The sequence below is a fragment of the Clostridium sp. AF29-8BH genome, from assembly GCF_003478145.1.
Classification (GTDB): domain Bacteria; phylum Bacillota; class Clostridia; order Lachnospirales; family Lachnospiraceae; genus Otoolea; species Otoolea fessa.
In genome coordinates, this window is sequence record NZ_QUEL01000023.1 from 1 (window position 1) to 24,680 (window position 24,680).

General features: G+C 48.7%; 17 protein-coding genes, 1 pseudogene and 1 other annotated feature. Of the genes and pseudogenes, 3 read left to right on the forward strand and 15 right to left on the reverse strand.

What is annotated here, in order from left to right:
- Window positions 1-74 precede the first annotated feature (74 nt).
- From DWZ16_RS12370 to DWZ16_RS16290, 10 genes and pseudogenes are all read right to left on the reverse strand, one after another.
- Window positions 75-1,925: a glycosyltransferase family 2 protein gene (locus tag DWZ16_RS12370; RefSeq protein ID WP_118492057.1), complete on the reverse strand. Its 1,851-nt coding sequence runs from the start codon at window positions 1,923-1,925 to the stop codon at window positions 75-77.
- A gap of 111 nt (window positions 1,926-2,036) precedes the next feature.
- On the reverse strand, window positions 2,037-3,197 hold the full coding sequence (locus DWZ16_RS12375; RefSeq protein WP_118522958.1) for a glycosyltransferase family 2 protein: 1,161 nt from the start codon (window positions 3,195-3,197) through the stop codon (window positions 2,037-2,039).
- Complete coding sequence (locus DWZ16_RS12380) at window positions 3,160-4,530, reverse strand: exopolysaccharide biosynthesis polyprenyl glycosylphosphotransferase (protein ID WP_118467352.1); 1,371 nt, start codon at window positions 4,528-4,530, stop codon at window positions 3,160-3,162. The genes DWZ16_RS12375 and DWZ16_RS12380 overlap by 38 nt, the downstream gene beginning before the upstream one ends.
- A gap of 100 nt (window positions 4,531-4,630) precedes the next feature.
- On the reverse strand, window positions 4,631-5,626 hold the full coding sequence (locus tag DWZ16_RS12385; protein WP_182427364.1) for a glycosyltransferase: 996 nt from the start codon (window positions 5,624-5,626) through the stop codon (window positions 4,631-4,633).
- On the reverse strand, window positions 5,601-6,296 hold the full coding sequence (locus DWZ16_RS12390) for a transcription termination/antitermination NusG family protein (RefSeq protein ID WP_118522960.1): 696 nt from the start codon (window positions 6,294-6,296) through the stop codon (window positions 5,601-5,603). Before DWZ16_RS12390 ends, DWZ16_RS12385 begins: the two co-directional genes overlap by 26 nt.
- Window positions 6,297-7,007: 711 nt before the next feature.
- Window positions 7,008-9,418 (reverse strand): annotated as a pseudogene (gene leuS / locus DWZ16_RS12400) (leucine--tRNA ligase).
- Between the two features lie 195 nt (window positions 9,419-9,613).
- Window positions 9,614-9,852: a binding site (T-box leader), on the reverse strand.
- 128 nt (window positions 9,853-9,980) lie between these two features.
- Window positions 9,981-10,193 (reverse strand): FeoA family protein, encoded by a 213-nt coding sequence (locus DWZ16_RS12405; RefSeq protein ID WP_022360163.1) that lies wholly within the window; start codon window positions 10,191-10,193, stop codon window positions 9,981-9,983.
- A gap of 233 nt (window positions 10,194-10,426) precedes the next feature.
- Entirely contained in the window at window positions 10,427-11,485 is a 1,059-nt protein-coding gene (locus DWZ16_RS12410; protein ID WP_118492051.1) for an MBL fold metallo-hydrolase, read from the reverse strand.
- Between the two features lie 30 nt (window positions 11,486-11,515).
- A complete protein-coding gene (locus DWZ16_RS12415) occupies window positions 11,516-12,427 on the reverse strand; it encodes an MATE family efflux transporter (protein ID WP_243015209.1) in 912 nt (303 codons plus the stop codon).
- On the reverse strand, window positions 12,355-12,870 hold the full coding sequence (locus tag DWZ16_RS16290; RefSeq protein ID WP_243015210.1) for an MATE family efflux transporter: 516 nt from the start codon (window positions 12,868-12,870) through the stop codon (window positions 12,355-12,357). Before DWZ16_RS16290 ends, DWZ16_RS12415 begins: the two co-directional genes overlap by 73 nt.
- A gap of 393 nt (window positions 12,871-13,263) precedes the next feature.
- Here DWZ16_RS16290 and DWZ16_RS12420 point away from each other — a divergent pair, with 393 nt between their 5' ends.
- Window positions 13,264-14,583, forward strand: coding sequence for an acetyl-CoA hydrolase/transferase family protein (locus DWZ16_RS12420; RefSeq protein ID WP_118522962.1), 1,320 nt, complete (start codon window positions 13,264-13,266; stop codon window positions 14,581-14,583).
- A 158-nt stretch (window positions 14,584-14,741) separates the two neighbouring features.
- On the opposite strand, the gene DWZ16_RS12425 is transcribed toward DWZ16_RS12420, so the two are convergent.
- From DWZ16_RS12425 to DWZ16_RS12435, 3 genes are all read right to left on the reverse strand, one after another.
- A complete protein-coding gene (locus DWZ16_RS12425) occupies window positions 14,742-15,263 on the reverse strand; it encodes a hypothetical protein (RefSeq protein ID WP_107001643.1) in 522 nt (173 codons plus the stop codon).
- Window positions 15,260-16,390, reverse strand: coding sequence for a hypothetical protein (locus tag DWZ16_RS12430; RefSeq protein ID WP_118522963.1), 1,131 nt, complete (start codon window positions 16,388-16,390; stop codon window positions 15,260-15,262). Before DWZ16_RS12430 ends, DWZ16_RS12425 begins: the two co-directional genes overlap by 4 nt.
- Window positions 16,391-16,924: 534 nt before the next feature.
- On the reverse strand, window positions 16,925-19,015 hold the full coding sequence (locus tag DWZ16_RS12435; RefSeq protein ID WP_118492046.1) for an elongation factor G: 2,091 nt from the start codon (window positions 19,013-19,015) through the stop codon (window positions 16,925-16,927).
- A 334-nt stretch (window positions 19,016-19,349) separates the two neighbouring features.
- Here DWZ16_RS12435 and DWZ16_RS12440 point away from each other — a divergent pair, with 334 nt between their 5' ends.
- Complete coding sequence (locus tag DWZ16_RS12440; protein ID WP_118492045.1) at window positions 19,350-20,456, forward strand: prephenate dehydrogenase; 1,107 nt, start codon at window positions 19,350-19,352, stop codon at window positions 20,454-20,456.
- Window positions 20,457-20,522: 66 nt separating this feature from the next.
- Complete coding sequence (aroA, locus tag DWZ16_RS12445; protein ID WP_118522972.1) at window positions 20,523-21,800, forward strand: 3-phosphoshikimate 1-carboxyvinyltransferase; 1,278 nt, start codon at window positions 20,523-20,525, stop codon at window positions 21,798-21,800.
- A 74-nt stretch (window positions 21,801-21,874) separates the two neighbouring features.
- Here aroA and DWZ16_RS12450 read toward each other — a convergent pair whose 3' ends face one another.
- Complete coding sequence (locus tag DWZ16_RS12450; RefSeq protein WP_118492044.1) at window positions 21,875-23,335, reverse strand: peptidoglycan D,D-transpeptidase FtsI family protein; 1,461 nt, start codon at window positions 23,333-23,335, stop codon at window positions 21,875-21,877.
- On the reverse strand, window positions 23,319-24,659 hold the full coding sequence (locus DWZ16_RS12455; RefSeq protein WP_118467334.1) for an FtsW/RodA/SpoVE family cell cycle protein: 1,341 nt from the start codon (window positions 24,657-24,659) through the stop codon (window positions 23,319-23,321). Before DWZ16_RS12455 ends, DWZ16_RS12450 begins: the two co-directional genes overlap by 17 nt.
- Between the last annotated feature and the right edge of the window lie 21 nt (window positions 24,660-24,680).

A 24,680-nucleotide genomic window follows, 5' to 3' on the forward strand; every position in this document is an offset into this window, starting at 1 on the left:
TGCTTCATGAGTGGTTTATATTTTTTAAATAATTCTATTTGCTTCTTTCCCATTCTCAATTCTCCTAATGGATACTAACCTCTATTTGTTAATATTTTTTCAATCCAGAGCTTTCCATTTTTTAATATTTCGTATTTTGTCTTATATTCTTTTTGAGTTTTTCCATATTGAACCATCAGAATCCGCCAAGTATTTATGCAATACATAGCTGCTTTGAAAAGCTGTCTTTCTTCCCGGACTGCCACTCTCTTCTTTTTTGCCCCAGTATCCCGCAATTCAATCCGCTTCTTTCGGAAAATCGAAAACGGTGCATCATACGGACGTAAGATACCTACTTCTTTATCTGCTGGCAGGAACCAGCCGTTGAAAGTTATCTTTTTCCAAAACTGTTTTTTATTCCGATCCGGGTTATAGCACCTCTGTAATTCTTTTAGGGTTGGCTGCTCTTCCAATTCCATCGGCTCTGTATCCGGAAGATGCTTTCTCAACTGATTGTTCAACCGCTCTGCGTCTGTCCCCATCAGCCATTCTGGACCTTTCATGAAATCTATCATTCCCCGCCAGGAGAAATAGGCTTCTTCATAACGCATCTTTAAAACAGCTGTTATGATAAATTTAGAGATCCATTTCCACATCTGAATTCGTGACATATCCGGTTCATGCAGTGCTGCAAATATCAGGTTATTCCGCACATCGTAATATGCGTTGGTTCCCAGAAAATTCACTTCAAACCCTTTATGCCAGACATTGAATCCATTTAAGAAAACAATGCCTGTCTCTCTGTTTCGAATCTCATATTCGATATCATCCCGGTGAATAAACAGCGGAAGCGGCAAATTATCTTTTCGAACTGTATTCAGGGAATAGCAGCAACACCACCAACCGGAATACATCCGATACTCATCCTGCGGTGTCTCAATCAATGGCTTCCGGCAGTTCTGAAAGCTACGCATATCTGTCATAACAAGACGGTTAGTCACATTGAATCCTTCAAACCACTCTCCCATTGCCTGACAAATATATGGATAATCTTCCCGAAGCAGCGTACCTCCCAAGCGGATATCCTCCCACTCATCCTTCCGCATCCCCAGGAACCCATACGCCCGCACAAAAAGCTCCGGATCCATGATGGCATCATCATCCATCAGCTGTACATGCGTTAATCCGAGACGTTCTTTTTCCTCGATCGCCTCAATCATGCCTCTGGTAAAACCACCCGCGCCACCGACGTTACGGTTTGGTATGATTCGAACGGTTTCTGGATATCTGGCTGCCAGGCGGCTGATTTCTTCATGTTCCGAAAGCGTTCTTCCGTTGTCTACCAGCCAATAGCAGAGTTTTAAAGAAGCATTTTCCGGTCGTTCCAGAAATTGCAGGATACTTTTCAGATTTCGGAGGACATATGGCTCTCTCTTAAACGTGCAAACTACCGCTGCGATCCGCACCTGTTTTTCATTCCGACAAGTTCCCTCATACCAGCCTTTTATATGATTTGATATATCAAAACCGATATTTTTCTTTGTATCCTTTATCGTTTTGGCAGCTGCATTTTCTGCTGATTCTGTCTCCGCGTCTTTCACGTTCTCCGATTCTGTCTCTTTCCCGGCACCTATCTTTTTCACCGAAAACCAGAAAACTCCTTTTTCCGTCTCCGGATATGGGAACTCCAGATCCAGAGTTTCTTTCCCCCCCGTCAGCATCTTTTCCTGAATGACATTCTCATCCAACATCAGACGAATTGCCTGACAGCCATTCAATTCCAGGTGCAGCGTCAAACTTTCCTGGTTTGTGTACTTCTTTCTTTTTTCGATATAGAAAAGGTTGAAATATCCATTGAAATCGACCCATTCTCCATTTCGATGGAAATACAGTTCTTCTTCCCTGCAGATATCTGCTTCCGGAAATCGTATATTTTGTAGACGCATCCGCTGTGTCTCCTTTTCAGTCCTTTTAGGAACTGCCGTTCCTCATTCCATGTTTTGGGATTATATAGTTTCTAATCTGTCTTTATATCTCTGACGGATCTATCTTCATTTTTAGAACTTCCTTCTGCTACGCCCAAGCGCCCACACCGCCGCCCGGTACAGCCCATACCGGCTTACCCGCAGCAGCTTCACCGCCTTATTTCGGTTCGCATGGTAAATCTCCGGATAGTCCCGAAGTAATTCATCTTCAAACTGCACCAATGCATGCTTTACTTCCTTGCCTGCCGGAAGGCTCAGAAGTATCTTCACTCTCCCAGCTGCCACCCTGGCGATTCCATTTTCAAGATACTGTAGCTTTTCCTGACTGCATGGAAGCTTCTTTCCGTCTTTTCCGGTAAGTGTTCCACCCTGATACAGACGATAAAATGACAGCAGGGATTCCATCACCCGGTCATAATTTTCCTTATTCCTGATCATCTTCTCCGGGCTGACACTCTGTCCTTCCCGGCCGATCCGGTACTGATAGACAAAGTCCGGGATAAAGGATACGGTCTTGACCCACGGAATCGGATACAGGATGTATTCGGCATCAACGTAATAGCAGTGTTCATCGATGGAAAGCGGCATCTGCCGCAGAATCTCCGTCCTCCAGGTAATTCCATGCATTTTCATATAAATCTGATCCGCGATTCCATCGAATTCATAGGAAATCCCATATTTCACCCCTGAAAATGGTTCTGGAATTTCTGCTTTTTTCGGAAAGGAGCTTTCCTCTCCGCTTCCGTTGTCAAATCGCCAGTAGAAACCGCTGACCAGCACATCATCCCGACAGTTTTTCAGCGCAGCAATCAGATGATCCAATGCCTCCGGATCCACCCAGTCATCGGCATCGACTACTTTCATATACCGCCCCAATGCATTCTGGATGCCGCAGTTGATCCCAGATCCATGACCGCCATTTTCTTTATGAATGACACGGACAACGGTCGGATAGCGCTCCGCATATTGATCGGCAATCGCACCGGTTTGATCCCTTGATCCATCGTCTATAATCAATATTTCCATGTATTCGGACCAATCCATACCTGGTTGAAAATCAGGCATTCTTGCTGATACGGTTTGAATGTTTGATTCCGTTTCATTTCCTGTCCAGCTCTGATTTTTCTTTTTCAAATCCTGGTCTTTGCATCCTGCGCACAGTGAATCCAGGGTATATGTGATATATTTTTCCGCGTTATACGCCGGGATGACGACTGTCAGAAGCTTTTCCATTGTCTGCGACTCCTTCCGTACTCTCTTTGAGCATCATGATCTTCGGTGTCATCAGGATGAGCTTCAGGTCGAGAAGCAGAGAGTAATTTCGTATGTAAGTCAAATCCAGTTTCAGTTTGTCATAGGACGTTGTATTGTATTTTCCATAGACCTGCGCATATCCGGTCAGTCCGGCTTTCATCTTTAAGCGGTAGCAGAATTCCGGGATTTCTTTCTCGATCTCCGCCGCCAGCTCCGGGCGTTCCGGACGCGGTCCTACGATCGACATCTCACCTTTCCAGATATTGAAAAGCTGCGGCAGCTCGTCCAGGCGGGTTCTCCGAAGGAAATGTCCCACCGGCAGGATCCGGTCATCGTGTTCCGCTGCCAGTCTCGCCCCGGTTTTTGCCTCCGCGTTCTGGATCATCGTCCGAAATTTGCAGATCTGAAATTCTTTTCCGCCCTCTGTGAGACGGGTCTGCTTGTAAAAGACCGGACCGCGGTCGGTCAGGTAGATCGACAGCGCCACCAGAAGGAAAAATGGGGATAATACCACGATTCCGATGCTCGAACAGATGAAATCCATCGCCCGCTTAATAAATCGCTGAAGATCCGATATGCCATCATTTCTCGATAATAGCAGAGGACTGTCAAAGATATCTAATTCCTGGGAAGTCCGGATCAGAATGTCCGATAATTTCGGCACCGTGTAGGTCCGGATATCCTGCTCAAAACATTTCTTTAAAAGCGCATTTCGATCCTTCGCCGGAATATCTCCGATGATCAGAGCGTCGTATTTTTTTGCTTCTTCCAGAATCGCTTTCATGCCAACCCGGATATGAATGGCTGTTTCCAGATAGTATTTATCTTCTCTGGAATGAATCTTTTCCATCAGATGAAAGGCCGGACGGTCTCCGCATACCAAAAGCATTCTTCTTGGCGGAAACAGAATCCTGTATATCTGCTGAAACAGGAACGTCCAGATCAGTGCAATCAAAAGCTGGACAACCGTCATCCCAAGCAGTATCCGGGGATCATGAAATTTTTTATCTAACAGAGAAATCTGAATATACGTAATCAGATTTAAAAGTCCGATCGAAAGGATCTGAGAACAGAGCAGATTTCCTTTTTTCAGGTATCCGATCCGGAATCCCCCGTAAGTCAGCAGGAAAAATAGTAATAGTCCCGCATACAGGGCGATCATCAGCCAGTTTCCTCTTCTCCAGAACGGAAATTCGATCATTTTGTTGAAATATCCGTTCCAGACATATCCATAAGCGCCAACTTCTGCCCCCATCAGGAGCAGCGCACCTATCAGACGGAACAGTCGTTTGAATGGTTCATATTGTCTCAAAATAGTTCCTCTTCTTTTTGTTTTTATTCAGGCCGAACTCCACAGAACCCAACGTGTAATTCTATTCCAGGTAATCTGCCTGTTTCTTTTTATAGGAACACTAAGCATCCTCAGAAAGCGTTCCTCTCAATTTTTTCTGATAGAGTATTCCACGCACGGATGCCGGAATCAGACTTGCAGTAACGCGGATCACGCAGTTTCGCAGATACTCTCTTCTATTTAAAAATCCACTTTTAAAAAACGTTTTCTGCAGATTCAGAGCGGCCCTGGCATAGGACAGACCGCCGCGGCGTTTGATCATCCCATTGTCCGTTCTCGCATACACCAGAATATCCGAAAGATTTTCTGCTTTATATCCTGCCTGCAAAAGACGGACCCACAATTCATAGTCCTCCGCCCCCGGAACCGGATGATAGTTTCCCACCGCCAGCACAGCTGAACGCCGCATCATGACGGCCATATGGTTCATCGGATTGCGCTTTCTGGCAAACGTTAAAATTTCTTTATATTGGCAGGGAAGTGACCGAATTCCAGTGATTCTGCCCGGCGGAAACAATTTTCCATTCATCCCACTTCCAATTTCACCTCTATCTGGCGCATTTAGGTTATCTACATTTTCCTGTTCTGGCACTTCTGCTGCGGCAAATTCTGCAATTTTTCCGCTCAGAAATCCGAGTTTTCCCTGTTCTGCTTTCTTTCCTAGCGATTTGCCCACTGCTTCTTCTGCATATCGTCTCAGCTGCTTTTCACAGCGATCCGGACAGGCAATATCATCACTGTCCATGCGGGCGATCCATTCATTTCGGCACGCTTCTACACCTGCTGCCAGCGCCCGTGCGATTCCGCCGCATACAGGAAGGCGAAGCACCTGCAGAACTCCCGGCCATTCCCGGTCAATCGTCTGGATCGTTTCATCCAACACTGGTGTCAACGGTCCATCGCATACCAGGACAAATTCATCTGGAGGAATCGTCTGATTCATCATGCTGGCTGCCGCCTGATAGAAATACGCTGGATTTTCTTTGTGATATACCGGCATCAGAACCGAATATTTCATACACTCATACTCATTATTCTGCTGCCAGCTTTGTTCCATCGTTCTCCGCTCCATGTAATCTTGTTATCTTTTTTGAGGGGTTCTTTCCAGAGACCGATACCCGGCTAAAATCGTTTTCCTGGAAATCTCCTGAAAGATTTTTAGGGTTCAGGGTTCCTTTCTTTTGGAAAACTGCCTCCGGATCATCTTCCATCCGGATTGCCAGCTCTACCTGTCGTGCTTCGTTCAGCAGTTCTGCCTGAATCGTCACGATTCGTTTCCGCAGCCGCTTCCGGATGATCTTTGGCAACATCTCACCAAGCACTCCTTCCGCCCATTCGATCTCCCCCGCGTCATTTGCCCGCACCAGAAATCGCCGGACGGTGTGAGAAGAATCCTCCCGAAGAAGTTCTTTCAGAAATTTCTCTTCCTCTTTTTTTAAGGGGACTGCCGTTCCATATGGATGCGCTTCCGAACCAGCATTCAGAAATCGAACCAGCCCCGCCAGACATTTCACTCCGTCTTCCAAAACCGGCTCATCCGCCGTGTCCACAAACACATAGCCCGGAAACATGACTTCCGTATCTACATAGTAGACACCGCCCATCCGCCAGGTCCGTTCTTTGGACAACACAAAACAAGGCTTTTCAGCCTTATCCCGATAAAAATGATTCAGTTTTTCTGCCGCTTCTGCCTCGCGTCCCACAGGTGTCTGCACCACGTACCACATACAGGCGTTCTCCCTTTCATGTTTGCGATTTTCGCAGAATATCTAGTTCTGCGAAAATCTTCAATCATTATACGATACTTTCAAGGTTAATTCAATAGAAGTTTCTCCCAAGAATCTCTTATGAAATTATTAAGTCATCATTTCTGAACAAAAATTTCTGAAATTCTCATATAATATTTCCCTTTGCTTTTGAAGTTTTTGTCAATACGGCATTTGGGTTCTGCATATAAAACCTTTTATTTTCGCAGAACTAGATATTCTGCGAAATTTTTTATTCTGATTTTTCTAGCTACAAGCTATTATGTTGCATTTATGATATAAAATTTATCTTTTGATTGGTAGACTTTTTAGACAATTTTATTGAACGATAGCACTCCACACCTTCGCTTCCTCCCAGAAGCTTCATGTGTAATGTTTCGTATAGACAGCAAAAAAGCATTCCAAATGAGTTTTTCCTCATCAAGAATGCTTTTTGCATTCAGGGCTGATTGATATGCCGCATTGTCCGGGTTGACAAACATTCCCATATTCACCTATCCCTTCTGAAATCACATAATTTTATTTTATCATTTAGGGAATCAACTAGCAGGCACGCGAAAAAGGAGCGGGCAAAAAACAGCGGTCACACAGTTTTTCTCCCCTGTATGGCCGCTGACCTTATCTGCACAGAAAAGTCACAGATTCTTCTGCTTCTTCCCATGCCGTTTTTATTTATTTCATAACAATATTCACAATCCGTCCCGGAACGTAAATTTCTTTTACGATATTTCCAGTCAGCTTGTCCTTGATAGCCTCTTTACCAGCGGCGATAGCATCTTCTTTGGAGATGTCTGCCGGTACGGTGATGGTCGCACGGACTCTGCCGTTGATCTGAACGGCTACCTCTTTCTCGTCATCCTTCATCTTCTCTGCGTCGCACTCCGGCCAGGAAGCATGGAAGACACTGTCGGTGCCGCCGAGCTCCTGCCACAGCTCTTCGCCCAGATGCGGTGCGAACGGTGCCAGCAGGATAGTGAAGGTCTTGAGGGTTTCTTTGTCGATGCCACCCTCTTTCTTCGCCAGATCGATGAGCTTGTTGTTGTACTCCATGAAACCGGAGATAACGGTATTCAGGCTGAACTGCTCGAAACGCTGCTCAATGTCGAATACCAGTTTGTGGCGCAGTTTAACCATTTCCTTGGTCTCTTTGATGTCTTTGTCCTTGCTGGTCATAACCAGGTTGTAGAAACGGTTCAGGAAACGGGATACGCCCTCGATACCGCGGTCATCCCACTCTGCATCCAGTTCCGGCGGTCCTACGAAAAGCTCATAGAGACGCAGGGAATCGCAGCCGTAGTCGCGTACCAGATCATCCGGGGATACGACATTTCCTTTCGACTTACTCATTTTGATACCATTCTTACCAGTGATCATACCCTGGTTGAACAGCTTCTTGAACGGCTCGTCGAAGTCAATAACACCGATATCGCACAGGAACTTGGTGTAGAAACGGGAATACAGCAAATGCAGTACTGCATGTTCAACACCGCCGATGTACATATCAACCGGCAGATATTTGTCTGCTTTCTCACGGGATACCAGTTCTTTATCGTTCTTGTTATCTACATAGCGCAGGAAGTACCAGGAAGATCCAGCCCACTGCGGCATGGTGTTTGTCTCACGTTTTGCCGGAGCGCCGCAGCACGGGCAGGTGGTGTTGACCACTCGTCGATGGCTGCCAGCGGGGATTCGCCGGTACCAGTCGGCTGATAGCTTTCTACCTCCGGAAGTTTTAACGGAAGCTGATCCTCCGGAACCGGTACGTTGCCGCACTTCGGGCAGTGTACGATCGGGATCGGCTCGCCCCAGTAACGCTGACGGGAGAATACCCAGTCACGCAGCTTGTAATTGACTCTCTTGTGACCGATACCTCTCTTCTCAATCATTTCCGGCGCTTCTTTTTTCAGTACGGAAGATTCCATACCATTCCACTCGCCAGAGTTGATCATCGTGCCGGACGCCTCGGTATACGCCTCAGTCATGTTCTCGATCTCTTTGCCATCTTTTGCGATAACCTGGATGATCGGGATATTAAATTTCTTTGCAAACTCGAAGTCACGGTCATCGTGTGCCGGTACGCACATGATAGCGCCGGTACCGTAGTCAGCTAATACATAATCAGACAGCCAGATCGGAACCTTCGCACCGTTGATCGGGTTGATTGCATAAGTTCCGGTAAATACGCCGGTCTTTTCCTTATCCTGCAGACGGTCTACGTTGGAACGCATGGAGGAATCGAAAATGTATTTCTCAACTGCCTCGCGGGTCTCATCGGTTGCCAGGCTCTTTGCCATCGCGTGCTCCGGAGCCAGTACCATGAAAGTTGCACCGTACAGGGTGTCCGGGCGGGTGGTGTAAACGGTGATCTTCTCATCGCGTCCCTCTACGCCGAAATCAACCTCTGCACCATAAGATTTACCGATCCAGTCAGTCTGCATCTTTTTAACCTTCTCCGGCCAGTCCAGTTTGTCCAGATCATTTAAGAGGCGGTCTGCGTACGCGGTAATCTTGAGCATCCACTGGCGCAGGTTTTTCTTGGTAACCGGGGTACCGCAGCGCTCACAGCAGCCGTTGACAACTTCCTCGTTTGCCAGACCTGTCTTACAGGACGGGCACCAGTTGATCGGGAATTCTTTCTCGTATGCCAGGCCTTTTTTGAACATCTGGACGAAGATCCACTGGGTCCATTTGTAGAATGCCGGATCTGTGGTATTTACTTCCATATCCCAGTCATAGATGGCTGCGATCTCGTTGATCTGACGTTTAATATTTTTAATGTTGGACTCGGTCGAGATAGCCGGGTGTACGCCCATCTTGATCGCGTAGTTCTCTGCCGGCAGACCAAATGCGTCCCAGCCCATCGGATGGATCACGTATTTGCCGCGCAGCAGCTGATAACGGCTCCATACATCTGAAATAACGTAGCCTCTCCAGTGACCAACGTGCAGACCACTTCCGGACGGATATGGGAACATATCCAGGCAGTAATATTTTTCTTTCTTTCCATCGTTTACATTGATGGGATGTTTTTCCCAGTTCTCGCGCCATTTTTTCTCAATGGCGGTATGATTGTACTGTGACATCTTTGTTCCTCCTGTTTTCTGCTTAACCCACGCTGATTTTTTGCTATTTCCTGTCAAAATCCGGCTCCAGTCTCTAAAATGATGATTCATTATTGCAATCGACTGGTCCGTTGGCAGTTGCATAACATCCAACCCTTGCGGACATTCTTTCAATCCGGTAACGTCAAAAACGCCCTGCGTCTCTACATTACCTGTATAGAGACGCAGGGCGAAAATTCCAACTGCGCGGTACCACTCTATTTCACACGGAATCCGTGTGCTCCTCATCGTCCTGTAACGGCGGATGACCGGCTCTGTCTACTCGGGTATTCAAAAACACTTCTTTCAACAGGCTGCTCCCGGACCAGTTCGGCGGCTTCCTTCCGCTGCCTCACACCATCCGGCAGCTCTCTGTAGAAATTTCGCGGCTTACTACTTCCGTTCATTGCATTTGTGCTATCTGGTAGAATAGCATAAATGGGAAGAAATGTCAAGTAACGTGACCTTCTCAAACTTGCACGTGACAGATTCGACGTTCTTTCAATACATGACATTTTCGACAATCTTTCAATCACCGTCAAACCTACACCTGAATCCGCTCTGCCACTTCATCGCCCAGTGCCAGCCGAACCTTTCCATTTCCGATGATCAGACCATCCAGCACACGTCCAAGGACCCGGATACGGCTTCCTTCTTTGATTCCATAGCGCTCCAAAAAGTTCATCACATCCGCATTTCCAAACATCCACTTGATTTCACAGGACTCTCCCGCCTGCACCTTTGCCAACGACTGCATACAACGACCTCCTGACTGATATTCCGCTTTCTGTAACTGTTCAGTACCTTCACAGTCACGCGCAAAAATCCATTAAAAATTGCCTACGGCAATGGGATTTTTGTCTGCTGGTCCATGTTTTCGTACGGTCAGCGCAGTAAATGCGCAGACCTACTGAACAGTTACTGCTTTCTTTACTATTATTATATGCAGTCAGACTATTGTTAGTCAATGGTAATAATTGTTAGTTAATTCTAACAGTATTTAGCCGTTACCGTGAACCATCTCCACACTTCTCCGTCCATCTCCCGGCGGATTCTGCCGCGCAGGCGGAGGTAGTCCAGATGCGCCATGCACTCGCCCACCGCGAACCACTTCTGGGACGGTGGAAATTCTTCCCAGCTGGCGGCACGGATCTTCCAGCGCATCTTTCCAGCCGTCTCATATGCCGTCATGCCCGGATGTTCGGTAAGCAGCGCCTCCGTCTCCGCCAGACGCCGCTCATGGTGTGCCAGCAGCGCCTCGATGCGCGCTGCATAATCGCCCGTCTTCCGGTGTCCCGGCAAGGCAAGGCGGACCGGATATTTTCTGGCGAGGCACAGGCTGTCGAGATAATCACCTAATGAATCCTCCGATTCCAGCCAGGAAGTAATATTCGGCGATATATCAAACAGGATATGATCGCCCGTGAACATGATGCCCTGTTTCTTTGCCCAGAACATCGCATTGCCCGGCGTATGCCCCGGCACGGAGATCATTTCCAGCGTGTAATCTCCTACCGTGTATTTCCAGCCTGCCTCAATCGGAACAAAACGATCATCAACCTGATCCAGCTTATAGCGGACTGCCGGATTGAGCGCCTGCGTTTTCTTCATTTCATCCTCCGGAAATCCCCCAGCACGGAATTGCTCCGCCAGCCGAAGCGGACGCTCTGGTGTAAAACCGTCCTTTAAGATTGCCAGATCGGTTCCGCTGATATAGATGTGGCTGTCCGTCCCTGCCGCCTCCCTGGCAAGTCCTGTGTGATCCGAGTGCAGGTGTGTCAGAAGAATATCCAGCCGCTCCGGACTGCTGCCAAGTGCCCGAAGCCCGGCAAACAGCGCCTCCCGGCATTCCTCGCGCCGAAATCCGGTGTCAATCAGAAGGTCGCGCCCGTTTTCTTTCCCCTTGATCAGGTAACTGTTGAGTTCCCGCAAAGGATTCTGCGGCAATTCCACACCGATCCGCCAAATTCCCTCTGCCACCTGTTCTACAAGGGCTTCCCTCTTCTCTATGTTCTTTGTGATTTCTTCTCTTTTATTTTCTTTAAGCATATTTTTCCTTATTGAATCTATTGAATCTTCTCAGCCTTCTGCTTTCTCTTCTCTATGATCCATCGTCCGGAACAGATGTGCACAAATCAAAATCGCCACCACAATCGACAGATAATCAGCCGCCGGCTGTGCATAGATAACTCCATCCAGGCCAAACATCGCATTCAGCACGAAAATCAGCGGAATAAAAATCAGTCCCTGGCGGCAGATCGTAAGAATCAGCGACGGAAGCGCTTTTCCCATTCCCTGGATCGTATTGATGCAGAGGAATAAGATACCAAGGAGTGGCGCAGAAAGCTGGAGGGCAACCACCATCTGAATACCATACTGGACAACTTCCGCATCATTAATAAACATCTGAATCATTGTCTTTCTTGCGACAATCATAATCAATGTCAGAATCGTTCCCATAATAACCGATACAAGTCCTGTAAATTTGAATACCGACATCAGGCGTTTCTTGTTGCGCGCTCCATAATTATAACCGATCAGCGGCTGGATTCCCACGCAGAGACCAATCTGCAGCAGGACAACAAGCATATTGGATTTCATCGCAACACCCATCGCCGCTACCGGTGTGTCACCGTAGCCGACCAGCGCCTGATTCAGGATAATATTGGCAAAGCTCATCAGGATATTATTTAAGGAAGCCGGAATACCGATTCCTGCCACGCCGGAAGCGATTCCATCTCCCATCTTAAAATCACGGAAATGAATCGACAGTGTCGATTTTCCCCGCAGATAATAAGCAATATAGTAAAGACAGGCCGCAATATTGCCGATGATCGTCGCAAGCGCTGCACCGGTCACTCCCCAGCCAAGCACCAGGATCATGATCGGATCCAAAATAATATTTACTACGGTACCTATCAGGTTTCCGACCATCGATTCTCTCGATGCGCCTTCTCCCCGCAGAATATTCGCAAATGCAGTTGAAAACATAATAAACGGCGCGCGATTGCAATAATCGCCAGGTACTGTCTCGCAAAACCGATCGTATTTACACTGGCACCGATGAGATGCAGAATGGTTTCCATTCCAAGTACAGACAGGATAGCCACTATCACGCCCAGCCCCAGGGATCCATAGCAGCAGAATGAACTGATATGACATGCCCGATCTTTATGGCGTTCTCCCAGTGCTCTCGATATCGCTGAGCTGCCGCCGATACCGAACAGATGGCCTAATGCCATAAAAATCATAAAGACCGGCGTTGCCAGCGAAACTGCCGCCACCTGCAGCGGATCCTTCGTCTGACCGATGAAAAATGTATCCGCCATGTTATAGATAACAACCACCAGCATGGAAATCATGGTCGGAACCGCCATGGTTGCGACCGCCTTCGGTACGGGTGTTTTTTCAAATAAATCCGTATTTGTTTTCATTTGTCGTAACTCCTCTCTTTCTATATTTGTTGTATTCTTTACAGTCACATTCTCGCGCCGAGCGCGGTCGCTTGCGACATGTTTCTGCTTTGCGCAAGTGCACATCATTGGCACGTTAGTGCCTTTTTGTGTAATAGGGGATTCCAAGGAATTTCCTATTACATAAAAATACAGGCACTTCTGCCTGCTGTGTAAAAGACCAACTCTTATTTATAAACACTTAATTTTATCATAAACACCTATTTTGTCAACTATTTCCGTATTAAACTTATCTTAAAACCCAGCTTAAAAATTGTCTTTTGGAATTGTCTTTGGAAGTTGCAAAAAAGCGCTTTCTGGGATATGATGGAAACTAGAAAATTATGAATTTCATACCGATGGAGGATTTTTACTATGTCTAACAATTACGCAGGCAAATTTGTAAGTGCTGAGACCGCCGTCAAGGCCGTTCAACCGGGCGACTGGGTGGATTATGGCTTTGGCGCTGGATTTCCGGAGCTTCTCGACCGTGCGCTGGCAGCACGCAGGGATGAGCTGACCGATGTCAAGATCCGCGGTGGTTTAGTCATCCGCCCGCGCATCGAGGTTGTCGAAAGCGACCCGGATCAGAAAGCATTCAGCTACTACAGCTGGCACATCGGCGATTATGAGCGCAAGCTGCAGACCCGTGGGCTCTGCAAGTTTATGCCGATGATGCTGCGTTCCCTGCCGGAAATGTACCGCCACCACATTCGCGTGGATGTTGCCTTTGTACCGGTTTCCAGACCGGATGCGGACGGCTGCTGCGGACTGGGTATTTCCAACTATGCATGGCGCACCATCTTTGAGAATGCGCGCACCGTCATCTTCGAGATCAATGAGCGCCTCCCGCGCTTACAGGGCGTCGATGGTTCCCACCGTGTCCACCTCTCAGAGGCAGATTTCATCGTCGAGGGCGAGCATGAGCCGCTTCCGATCCGCACCTACCGCGATCCGAGCGCCGTTGATATTGAGATTGCCAAACGTGTCGTTGAGGAGATCCCGGACGGCGCTGTCCTTTCCCTGGGCGTCGGCGGCGTTCCGTTTACCGTTGCCAATATGCTGGCACAGTCCGACAAAACCGACCTCGGCTGCCACACCGGCACCATCAGCGATGCTTTTTTAGCCCTCCATAAGGCTGGCAAGCTGACCAACAAGAAGAAGGAAATTGACAACGGTTATTCTACCTGGAACCTTGCCATGGGCTCTCAGGAATTATATGACTGGCTGGATAATGAGCCGCAGCTCTTCCATCCGGCTGACGTCGATTACGTCCACTCTCCGTACCGCATCGGTGAGATGAAAAATGTCATCAGTATCAACGGTGGTGTCGAGCTGGATCTGATGGGACAGGAAAATGCCGAGTCTGCCGGCACCCGACAGCTCTCCGGTATCGGCGGACAGATGGATTTCCTGGAGGGCGCATTCCGCTCCGAGGGAGGCAAGGGCTTTATCTGCCTTGCTTCCACCCACAAGAAAAAAGATGGCTCCTTAAAATCCAACATCGTACCGTTCATTCCGGGCGGCAGCACCGTATCTGCACCGCGTACCATGATTCAGTACGTGGCGACCGAATACGGTATCGCAAAACTGACCGGGCTTACCTTAAAAGAACGAGCGGATGCCATGATCGCCATCGCACACCCGGATTTCCGTGATGAGCTGCGCCGGTATGCGGAGGAGAATTTTAAATAAAAATTGGAAAGATACATCGGAACCGAAACATCAACATTCCATGTTATCTTTGATTCTTTGAAAACCAGAATTTTCAACATAGAAAAGCCGTAACCTTATACTTTCGCTCATGAGTTTAATCCCATGGGCGAGTATATCTGATTACGGCTTTTTATTTTTTATGCCTCTTTCTTCGCCCCTATAACAACCATAACCACCATAAACCGGCAGACCAGAATAATCATAGACGCAAAGAGCTGCCACAGCGCGATATGCAGAATCAGGCTGACTGCGTACCCACACAGTGCTGCTCCCATTACCATAGCATATCCACAGCACAGTTCGGAGTGATAGGAATGTCTGGGCGAACCTGCGGTGTAGCTTTCCATCAGTCCATAGAGCACCACATATTCCAGCATACACGGAATCAGCGACCAGATGGTTCCGTCCGGCCGCCTCCAGAACATGGACAGGAAGCTAGAAAAAGCAGTCACCAGCACAAGCGCCGCCCCTGCTGCCCGGTACACTCTCATCTCTTTTACATCCATCTGGAAAAATCCCGCCTGCCGCTCTTTCTGGAGAATCCCGATATATAAAATCAGAAACCCGATGCAGGGCGGCAGCAGCATCACATGGAACAGATTAATATGAATCGAAGCAAGAATCAGACCGGCTAAAATCTTATGATCTCCCGTTTTCACTTAAATGCCTCCTCTTTCAGCAGATATTTCCACACATCAATAAAGCGAAGCTCCCTTCTCTTCCTGTATTCATTTTCAAATGAAAGAACCTGCTCCCCGCCATCTTTGCCGATATATGAAAGCACTGCAACTCCTGAATGAAATACCTGCGGCGACTGGTCTTCCTCTTTGCCAATCCAATGGCTCTGGAACGTCAGGACATCACCCGTTTTTACTGTCAGCCGTTTCGGATCTTCCCCTTCTTTTTGGGCTGGGATAGGCTCTCCATTTAAGGTCATCGAAAAATTTTCCATCTCCCCGGCTGACGCAATGCAGCCTTTTACTTCGATGGTTCCATCTTTCTGAACGGTGTAAACCTGTGTGGCCGTTCCATCTGAATTGGCGCTGGAACTTGGATTTTCCAGGGCGCTCCCGCCCTCCGGATTTGCAATCAGTACCAGATTACCAATTTTTACGTCCGCTGTGTTTCCATCTGAATAGAGCACCTGCGCCCGCGTCAGGATTCTCCACTGACTGATCCCGTTATGCTGCGGATCTTCAATCGAAAGCGTAGCATCCAGGCGATGAAGCGCATACTGTCCCGCTGACTGGACTGTCTCCCGCATTTCCTGCATTTGAAGTTCAGGCAACTCTGAAAAACGAATTTCTCTCACACAGATCTCATCCGTCACATCCGTCAGATAGGCAAAATTTACCTGTGTATACCATACATCCGAAGTTTCATCTGTCTCATCCACACTTTCTTCCCCCAGTGCATACAAAGACACTGTATTCTCCAATCCCATATCCGCATTCAGGTCTTTCACACCTTCGTCTAAAACTCCAACTTTCACATCGGAATCGGTACTTTCTTCTTCAAGCGCCTCACTTGACACAGATGAAACGATTCCATCCTCCGAAGTTTCTACTCCGTCCAGCCCACAGCCCAGATAAGCCGACTGGCTGTAGTGCAGAAACAGCGGTTCTTTCAGCCGGAACGTATACTGGGCGATCAGACCCGCCAGCAGACAAATAAGCGCCAGCACCAGCCAGATACGCACGATCATCCGCTCCGGGTGTTTCCGAACTGTTTTTGCCTGTTCTTTTACTTCCATGAGTTCCCCGCTTTTCTCATTTTTCTCTATCATAAAAAGGCCACCCACCTGTCTGTATAAGTTGTTCTCTTTGCAACATTATACCTTTTTACAGGTGGGTAGTCTTTTCTATTTTCTTACAATTTATAGCCTTCTTTTTGAAAATTGCAAAAGCACGCAATTCGTAGCAATTTGGCATCCGCATTCACTGCCTTAACTTCTCGCCTGTCCCATCGATAACATTCGCAACGCTTTGTTCAATTCAAGCACAGCCTATAACCATATCGATCCGAAAGACCTTCCAGAAAGAGAAAGCCGCCGCTGACAGCCTTGATGAATCGGTATCGATCCACTCAGCCGCCTGCGGCGGTTTTCTGCTTATTTATATAAGAATATCATATTTTTGACCGAAACGGTAAGCGCTTCTTTTATTTTCGGCATTTCGCGCATAGGCAGGCGATTCTGTTTTGTCTATATTTTACAACCAAATCGCAGACAATTCTGGGCTCAATCCAATGCCCCATCCAAGCCTTCCAATCAGCTTTATGCACTCTCATAGCCATTTACGCACCTACATTACATCTGCCATTATTCAGCTTCTGCCGCTCTCGCCTCCACTTCTCTCTTCTGTACATCGCCCGGAGCCTGCTCGTAGCGGCTGAACTCATAGGAGAATTCACCGATACCGCCGGTCATGGAACGAAGGTCGGTGTTATAACCAAACAGCTCGGACATCGGGATATCTGCCTCGATGATCTGTTTGCCGTGATGGTTGGAGTTCATACCGAGAACACGACCTCTTCTGCGGTTCAGATCGCCCATAACGTCGCCGGTGAATTTATCCGGAACGGTTACTTTCAGAGATGCGATCGGCTCAAGGAGAACTGGATTCGCTTCCATGAACGCTTTCTTGAATGCCAGCGTCGCTGCCATCTTGAATGCCATCTCGGAGGAATCAACCGGATGATAGGAACCATCTAACAGGGTTGCTTTCACACCGACAACCGGATATCCAGCCAACGGACCCTTCTGTACGCATTCCTGAACACCTTTCTCAACTGCCGGGAAGTAGTTCTTTGGAACGGCACCGCCAAATACCTTTTCTTCGAATACATACGGTGTCTCCAGATCGCCGGACGGCTCGAAGGACATCTTAACATCGCCGTACTGTCCATGTCCACCAGACTGTTTCTTATATTTGCCCTGTGCTTCTACTTTCTTGCGAAGTGTCTCGCGGAATGCAAATTTCGGTTTGCTGAGCACAATGTCTACTTTATATCTTGCCTGCAGCTTGCTGACAACAACTTCGAGCTGCTGCTCGCCGATGCCGTAAAGTAAGGTCTGACGGTTCTCGGTATCGCTGACGCTTCTGAGTGTCAGATCTTCGTCCATCATCTTCGCCAGTGCACTGGAGATCTTGTCCTCATCGCCTTTGGTCTTAGCTGCGTATGCCATGTAGGTATACGGGGTAGAAATCTTCGGTTTGTGGTATACAATCGGAGCCGTGCGGACTGCGATGGTATCGCCGGTCTGAGTAACGTTTAATTTGGCAACCGCGCCGATATCGCCCGCCTTTAATTCCGGAACCTCGATGACATCCTTGCCGCGGAGAACATATACTTTCTGAACTTTCTCTTCAGCATCTTTGTTTACATTGTAGATAACGGTATCTGGTTTTAAGGTACCGGTACAAATCTTCATCAGGGAGTATTTGCCGATGAACGGGTCAACCACAGTCTTGAAAACACGTGCCGACAGGGATACATCGTCATTATATTTAGCGGTAAAGCGCTCTGCGGTCGATACATCGACACCGACACACTCGAACTTGTCCGGTGACGGGAAGTATTTATCGATCGCCTGCAGCAAATATGCGAAGCCCTGTGCATTGATGCCGGAACCCATCATAACCGGAACGATGTTGCCCTCACTTACGTGCTCGCGCAGCGCCTGTGCGATCTCTTCCTGTGTAAATTCTTCACCGGAGAAATAGCGCTCCATATATTCTTCACTCGTCTCTGCCACTGCCTCGATCAGCGCATCACGGATGATGCCGAGGTTCTTCTTGGTGTACTCCGGAATCTCGCATTTCTCATATTCGCTTAAATGAGTGAAACGGCGGCCTTCCATCTTTACCGCATTGACAAAGCCGACAAATTTTTCATTTTCACGGATCGGCACCTGGAACGGCGCGATCTTACGGCCAAACTGTTTCTCCAGTTTTAAGATCAGCTCACGGAAGCTTGCCTGATCGTCATCCATGTTGGTAACGAAGAACAGGCGCGGCAGGTTGTACTCTTCACAGAGTTCCCATGCCTTCTCGGTTCCGACTTCGATGCCAGCCTTGCAGTTTACAACGATGATTGCTGCATCTGCTACACTGATAGCTTCCTCTACTTCTCCCACAAAATCAAAATAGCCAGGGGTATCTAACAGGTTAATCTTGATCGGTCCATCTTCTCCCTGATACTCCAACGGAATCAGCGTGGTGGAGATAGAGAACTGTCTCTTGATTTCTTCTTTATCATAATCGCTGATGGTGGTTCCTTCCGGAACTTTTCCCATTCTCTTGGTAGTACCTGTTACCAGTGCCAGCGCCTCTGCTACCGTTGTCTTGCCGGCACCGCCGTGCCCCAGTAACACTACATTGCGGATTTGTTTTGTTCCATACACGTTCATAGTTAAGTCCTCCCGTCTATTTATTTTGATGTTTTTTTCTTGTATTTTAACCTCTGTTCATATTGTACAAGAAAATAGAGAAAATTTCAAGCAAAACAACACCTTTATACAAAATTTATTCGTTTTATTTTGAAAAGCATTGAAAATGCGACAATTTCCCTGTTCAAAGGCGGTGAAATCAATCGCATTTTCGCAAATTTAGTAATAAACAGATGTAAAAAAATTTCTTTTTCACTTCAACGCGTAAAATCGTTGACAAGTGACTTGTTCTATTCTACAATAATTTCTAGTTTCATTTTTTACTATACTACCTATGAAAGAGAGCGTAATTGCTATGAATACACCGATTAATCATCTTACCGCCGGTTTCATCGGACTCGGTCTGATCGGCGGCTCTATCGCCAGAGGTTTGAAACGCAGCGCCCCGGATATTCAGATCATGGCTTATATGCGGACCCGCGAAAAATTGGAACAGGCACATGCAGACGGCATTGTTGACCTGATTCTGGACGGCGTGGACGAGCATTTAAGCGAGTGCGACATCATTTTCCTGTGCACACCGGTTGAATTTAATGAATCCTATCTGCGCCAGATCCGGCCGTTCTTAAAGGAAGGCGCGGTTGTGACTGACGTCGGAAGCACCAAGACCAGCATTCATGAGACCGTTGCCGCGCTTGGCATGGAAAGCTGCTTCGTCGGCGGACACCCGATGGCTGGCTCGGAAAAGACCGGCTACGAGAGTTCAACCGACCATTTGCTGGAAAATGCGTACTATATCATTACCCCGACGCCGCACACCCCGGCTTCCTACACCGACCGTATGGTGGAGGTGGCAAAGGCGATCGGTGCGCTGCCCCTGGTGCTGGATTACCATCGTCATGATTTCATTGTCGCGGCGATCAGCCATCTGCCGCACCTCATCGCCTCCAGCCTGGTCAACCTGGTACACGACTGCGACAGCGAGGATCAGATGATGAAACGGCTGGCTGCCGGAGGTTTCAAGGATATCACCCGTATTGCCTCCTCTTCTCCGGTCATGTGGGAACAGATCTGCATGACGAACACAGGCAATATCACTGAGGTGCTGGATCGCTACATTGATTCCCTGACGACATTGCGGGAAGAACTGTCCGACCACCAGTCTAGAGCCATCTACCAGCTGTTTGAGTCCTCCCGCGACTACCGGAATTCGTTTGCAGAAACTCCAAAAGGATCGATACAGCCGGAATACGCCTTCTCCGCCGACGTGGTGGACGAACCAGGTGCTATCTCCATCATTTCCTCGATCCTCTCCGGCAAAGGAATCAGTATCAAAAATATTGGCATCAGCCACAACCGTGAGCATGGCGAGGGCGCGCTGCGGATCAGCTTCTACGACAAGGCTTCGATGGAAGCGGCGTGGGCGCGTTTGAAGAAATACAATTACACGCTGTTCGCGTAGACTGCAATGTATGTTTCAAACTTAACTTTCAACATTAATGTTTAGGCAGGTACAACTATGAACTCAATGAAATTTACCCATACATCTTCTCTCCGGGGCGAACTGACCGTTCCGGGAGACAAGTCCATCTCTCACCGCAGCGTCATGTTCGGCGCTCTTGCGGACGGACTGACCGAAATTCACGGCTTCCTGCAGGGCGCAGACTGTCTCTCCACGATCTCCTGTTTTTCCAAAATGGGAATCTCGATCGAAAATCAGGGCGAGACCGTTCTCGTCCACGGACGTGGACTGCACGGGCTGACTGCCCCAGACTCCGTTTTAGACTGCGGCAACAGCGGCACCACAACGCGCCTGATCTCCGGCATTCTCTCGGCCCAGAAATTTGACACAACACTGACCGGCGACGCTTCCATCCAGAAACGTCCGATGAAGCGCATCATCGATCCTCTCTCTCAGATGGGCGCAAAGATCGAGAGTGTCAATGGAAATGGCTGCGCGCCGCTCCATATCACCGGCTCACCACTGCACGGCATCCATTATAATTCTCCGGTTGCCTCCGCCCAGGTCAAATCCTCGATTCTGCTGGCAGGTCTGTATGCCGACGGAGAAACCCGCGTGACCGAACCTTACATTTCCCGCGATCACAGTGAACGGATGCTGTCCGCATTCGGCGCAGACATCCACACAGATGGAACCACCGCGATTTTACAGCCGGCAAAACAGCTCTATGGACAGAAAATTCTGGTTCCGGGCGATATCTCCTCCGCTGCCTTCTTTATCGCAGCCGGACTCATCGTACCGGATTCAGAAATCTTAATTAAAAATGTCGGTATCAATCCGACCCGCGACGGCATCCTGCGCGTCTGCAAGGCGATGAACGCGGACGTCGAACTTCTCAATGTAAACACCGCCTCCGGCGAACCGACCGCCGACCTGCTCGTCCGCTCCGGTAAGCTGACCGGAACCACGATCGAGGGCGCGATCATCCCGACTCTCATCGACGAGCTTCCGGTGATCGCTGCGATGGCGTGCTATGCCGAGGGAACCACCGTCATACGCGATGCCGCGGAACTGAAGGTAAAAGAGTCAAACCGCATTGCTGTCATGGTAGAGAATTTAACCGCTATGGGCGCGGATGTGACCGAGACCGAAGATGGCATGATCATCCACGGAGGCAAGCCGCTGCACGGTGCTGTGATCGACAGCAAGAAGGATCACCGCATCGCCATGACCTTCGCCGTTGCCGCACTCGGCGCTTCCGGCGAGACCGAAATTCTGGATGCAGACTGCGTGAACATCTCCTATCCGGGATTCTATGGGGATCTGGAACGGCTGTGTAAATAAAATGTGACTATGCATATTTGAGACAAAAAGGGCAGGAAAAGCTTCAAATCGCTTTCCTGCCCTTTTCTTTTGTCCTACTGCCCATATTTCGCAAAATACCGATCCAGCACCTGTCTTGCGATCGGCGCAGCGACCGCACCGCCGGAACCGGACTCTTCTGCCAGCACGCAGATCGCCACCTTCGGCTTGTCTGCCGGAGCGAAACCGACAAACCAGGAATGTGTCTCCTTACCTGTCTCAAACTCGGCGGAACCGGTTTTTCCGGCCACCGTATAGGATGCCCCCCGCATCGCGGAACCCGTACCAATCTCGACCACCTGGCTCATGAGATGCGTCAGAAACTGTGCGTCATTCGCAGACATCAGGGTTCCATAGGCGGACGGAAGGAACTTCTTGACCGTCTGACCACCCACATTTTCAACATGATCGATCATATATGGCTTCATCAGCGTGCCGCCGTTGGCAATCGCCGATACGATCATCAGGTTATGCAGCGGCGTAATCTGGGTTTTTCCCTGTCCGATCGCGGTCTGAAGCTTTTCCCAGTCATCCGAACTGCCGTCGAGCGAAAACGTGCTCTGGTTGTACGGAAGTGTGTACGGAAGCTCCGAATTAAAGAGCATCTGATTTGCCAGCGCCCGGAATTTTTCTGAATTAATCTGCATTCCAATCTCCGCAAACGCACCGTTGCAGGAATTGGCAAATGCCTGAATCAGGTTCTGCGCCCCGTGTGCCGTCCCGTGGTAACATTTAATCGTATAATCGCCATTCTGGTAAGAGCCATTACAATTATACACATAGTCCTGCCAGGTATTCGGGTTCTCTTTCATATATTCCAGCACCGTCAGCATCTTGAACGTCGATCCCGGCGGATATAAGCCCTGCGTCGCGCGGTTGACTAACTGCGCCTTCGTATTGTCCGGCGATATCAACTCTGCCCAGCGCTCATCGACGAGATTCGCATTGAAATTCGGCTGGGAAACCATCGTTAAAATCTTTCCCGTATCCGGTTCCATGACGATCACCGCACCCCGGTGTTTTCCGATCGCGTCGGATGCCGTCTGCTGCAGATCCACATCGAGCGTCGTAATCACATTGTCGCCCAGATTTTTCTTCCCCTGAAATTCATTGATCGTTTTCTCAATCAGATTCACATGGGAGGAAAGCAGGTAGAAATTCGCCAGCGACTCCAGACCTGTTTTTCCATTTTTGCCAGAATATCCGACCGAATGGACAAACAGATAATCATACGGATAATAGCGTTTCTCGCTTCCGTCACTTGCAACGTTCGTCTGCGCCAGCACCGTTTTATCATTGCTCATAATCGAACCGCGGGTCACCCGGTCTGAGAGGAGATCGAGTCTCGCATTATAAGAGCTGCCGATCACATTTTCACTCTTAAACTGGATAAACCAGCCAAAATAAACGGCCATCGCGATAAAGAGCGCCGCAATCCCATAGGTCAGCCACAGAATATGACGGTTTGAACGCGCTCTCGCATTTTCAGTTCTTTCCATTTCATCCTTCTGCCTCATCAAGCTGCTGCTCCTCCTCTTCTTCCTCATTCCGTTTCAGGACATATAGTCCCTGTATCACGCCAAACAGGATAAATGTGCTGAGAATCGAACTGCCTCCATAACTGACAAGCGGCAGCGTCACGCCGGTGGACGGAATAAACTTGGTCACGCCACCGATCGTCAGGAACACCTGCACCACATACTCAATTCCCAGACCAAACGCGATCAACTTGTAAAATAATGCCTGCATCCGGGTCGCAATCAGCATAAACTGCATGAAGCAGCCCAGACAGATCAGGAGAATACAGAGCGCATAGATGCCGCCCAGCTCCTCCGAGATCGCCGCGAAAATGAAGTCCTTCTCGACAACCGGGATCTTCTTCGGCATCCCCTGGTAAAGTCCCATGCCAAACCAGCCGCCTGTGCCGATCGCAAAGAGCGCCTGCGTAACCTGATATCCTTTTCCTGCAATGTCACTCCACGGATCCTGCCATGCTTCCACTCGGACACGCACATGCGAAAACAGCTTATACGCCAGCATCGCAGCCGCACAGCCGCTTCCAAGACCGCCTGCCAGATACAGCCAGTTGGAGGTTGCAATAAACAGCATCAGGACATAGGCGAGGAAAAAAATCAGCGCACTTCCCAGATCCTTGGATAACACCAGAATCAACACGTGCGCCGCCGCCACGCCGGTCGTGATCGCCACATTTTTAAACTCCGTTGAGCGGTAAAACATCGTCGCCACGAAGAATACAAAGCTGATCTTAACAAACTCGGACGGCTGGAACGAAAATCCGCCGATACTGATCGAAAGCTGCGCGCCGAAGCTGGTATTGCCGATCACACAGACAACCAGCAGCAGCGCCAGACCTATCAGGCCGTACACCCACGGTATCTTAGCGAGCTGCCAGGTTCTATCTATCACATATGGTATAATCATTGTGATAACCGCTGCAACTGCCATGATGATAAACTGGCGGACCGCCTTGTCCATCGAGATGCGCGTCAGCATGATAAAACTGGTGCACAGAAGCATACACGTGTTGTTCAGCAACAGTCTCGACGCATTCCGGTAAAACAGCCGGTATAAGAGCTGGTACAGGACAAAAAAGACAAGCTGCGCGCCGAAAAACAGCACAACTGCCTCATCCTCGGTTTGTAGATAAATGATCGTACCCGACAGAAGAAATATCAAAAACAGCGGTACATTCTGCAGACGGCAGAGCCGGAGTTTCGACTCGTCATCCGGCAGTGAAAAAAAGCGGAAATTGTAATATGTATAAATCAGTATCAGCAATATCATCAGATACCTGGACATCGTTGTCACAAGATTTATCATGTTGATCCTCCTTTTCATGTG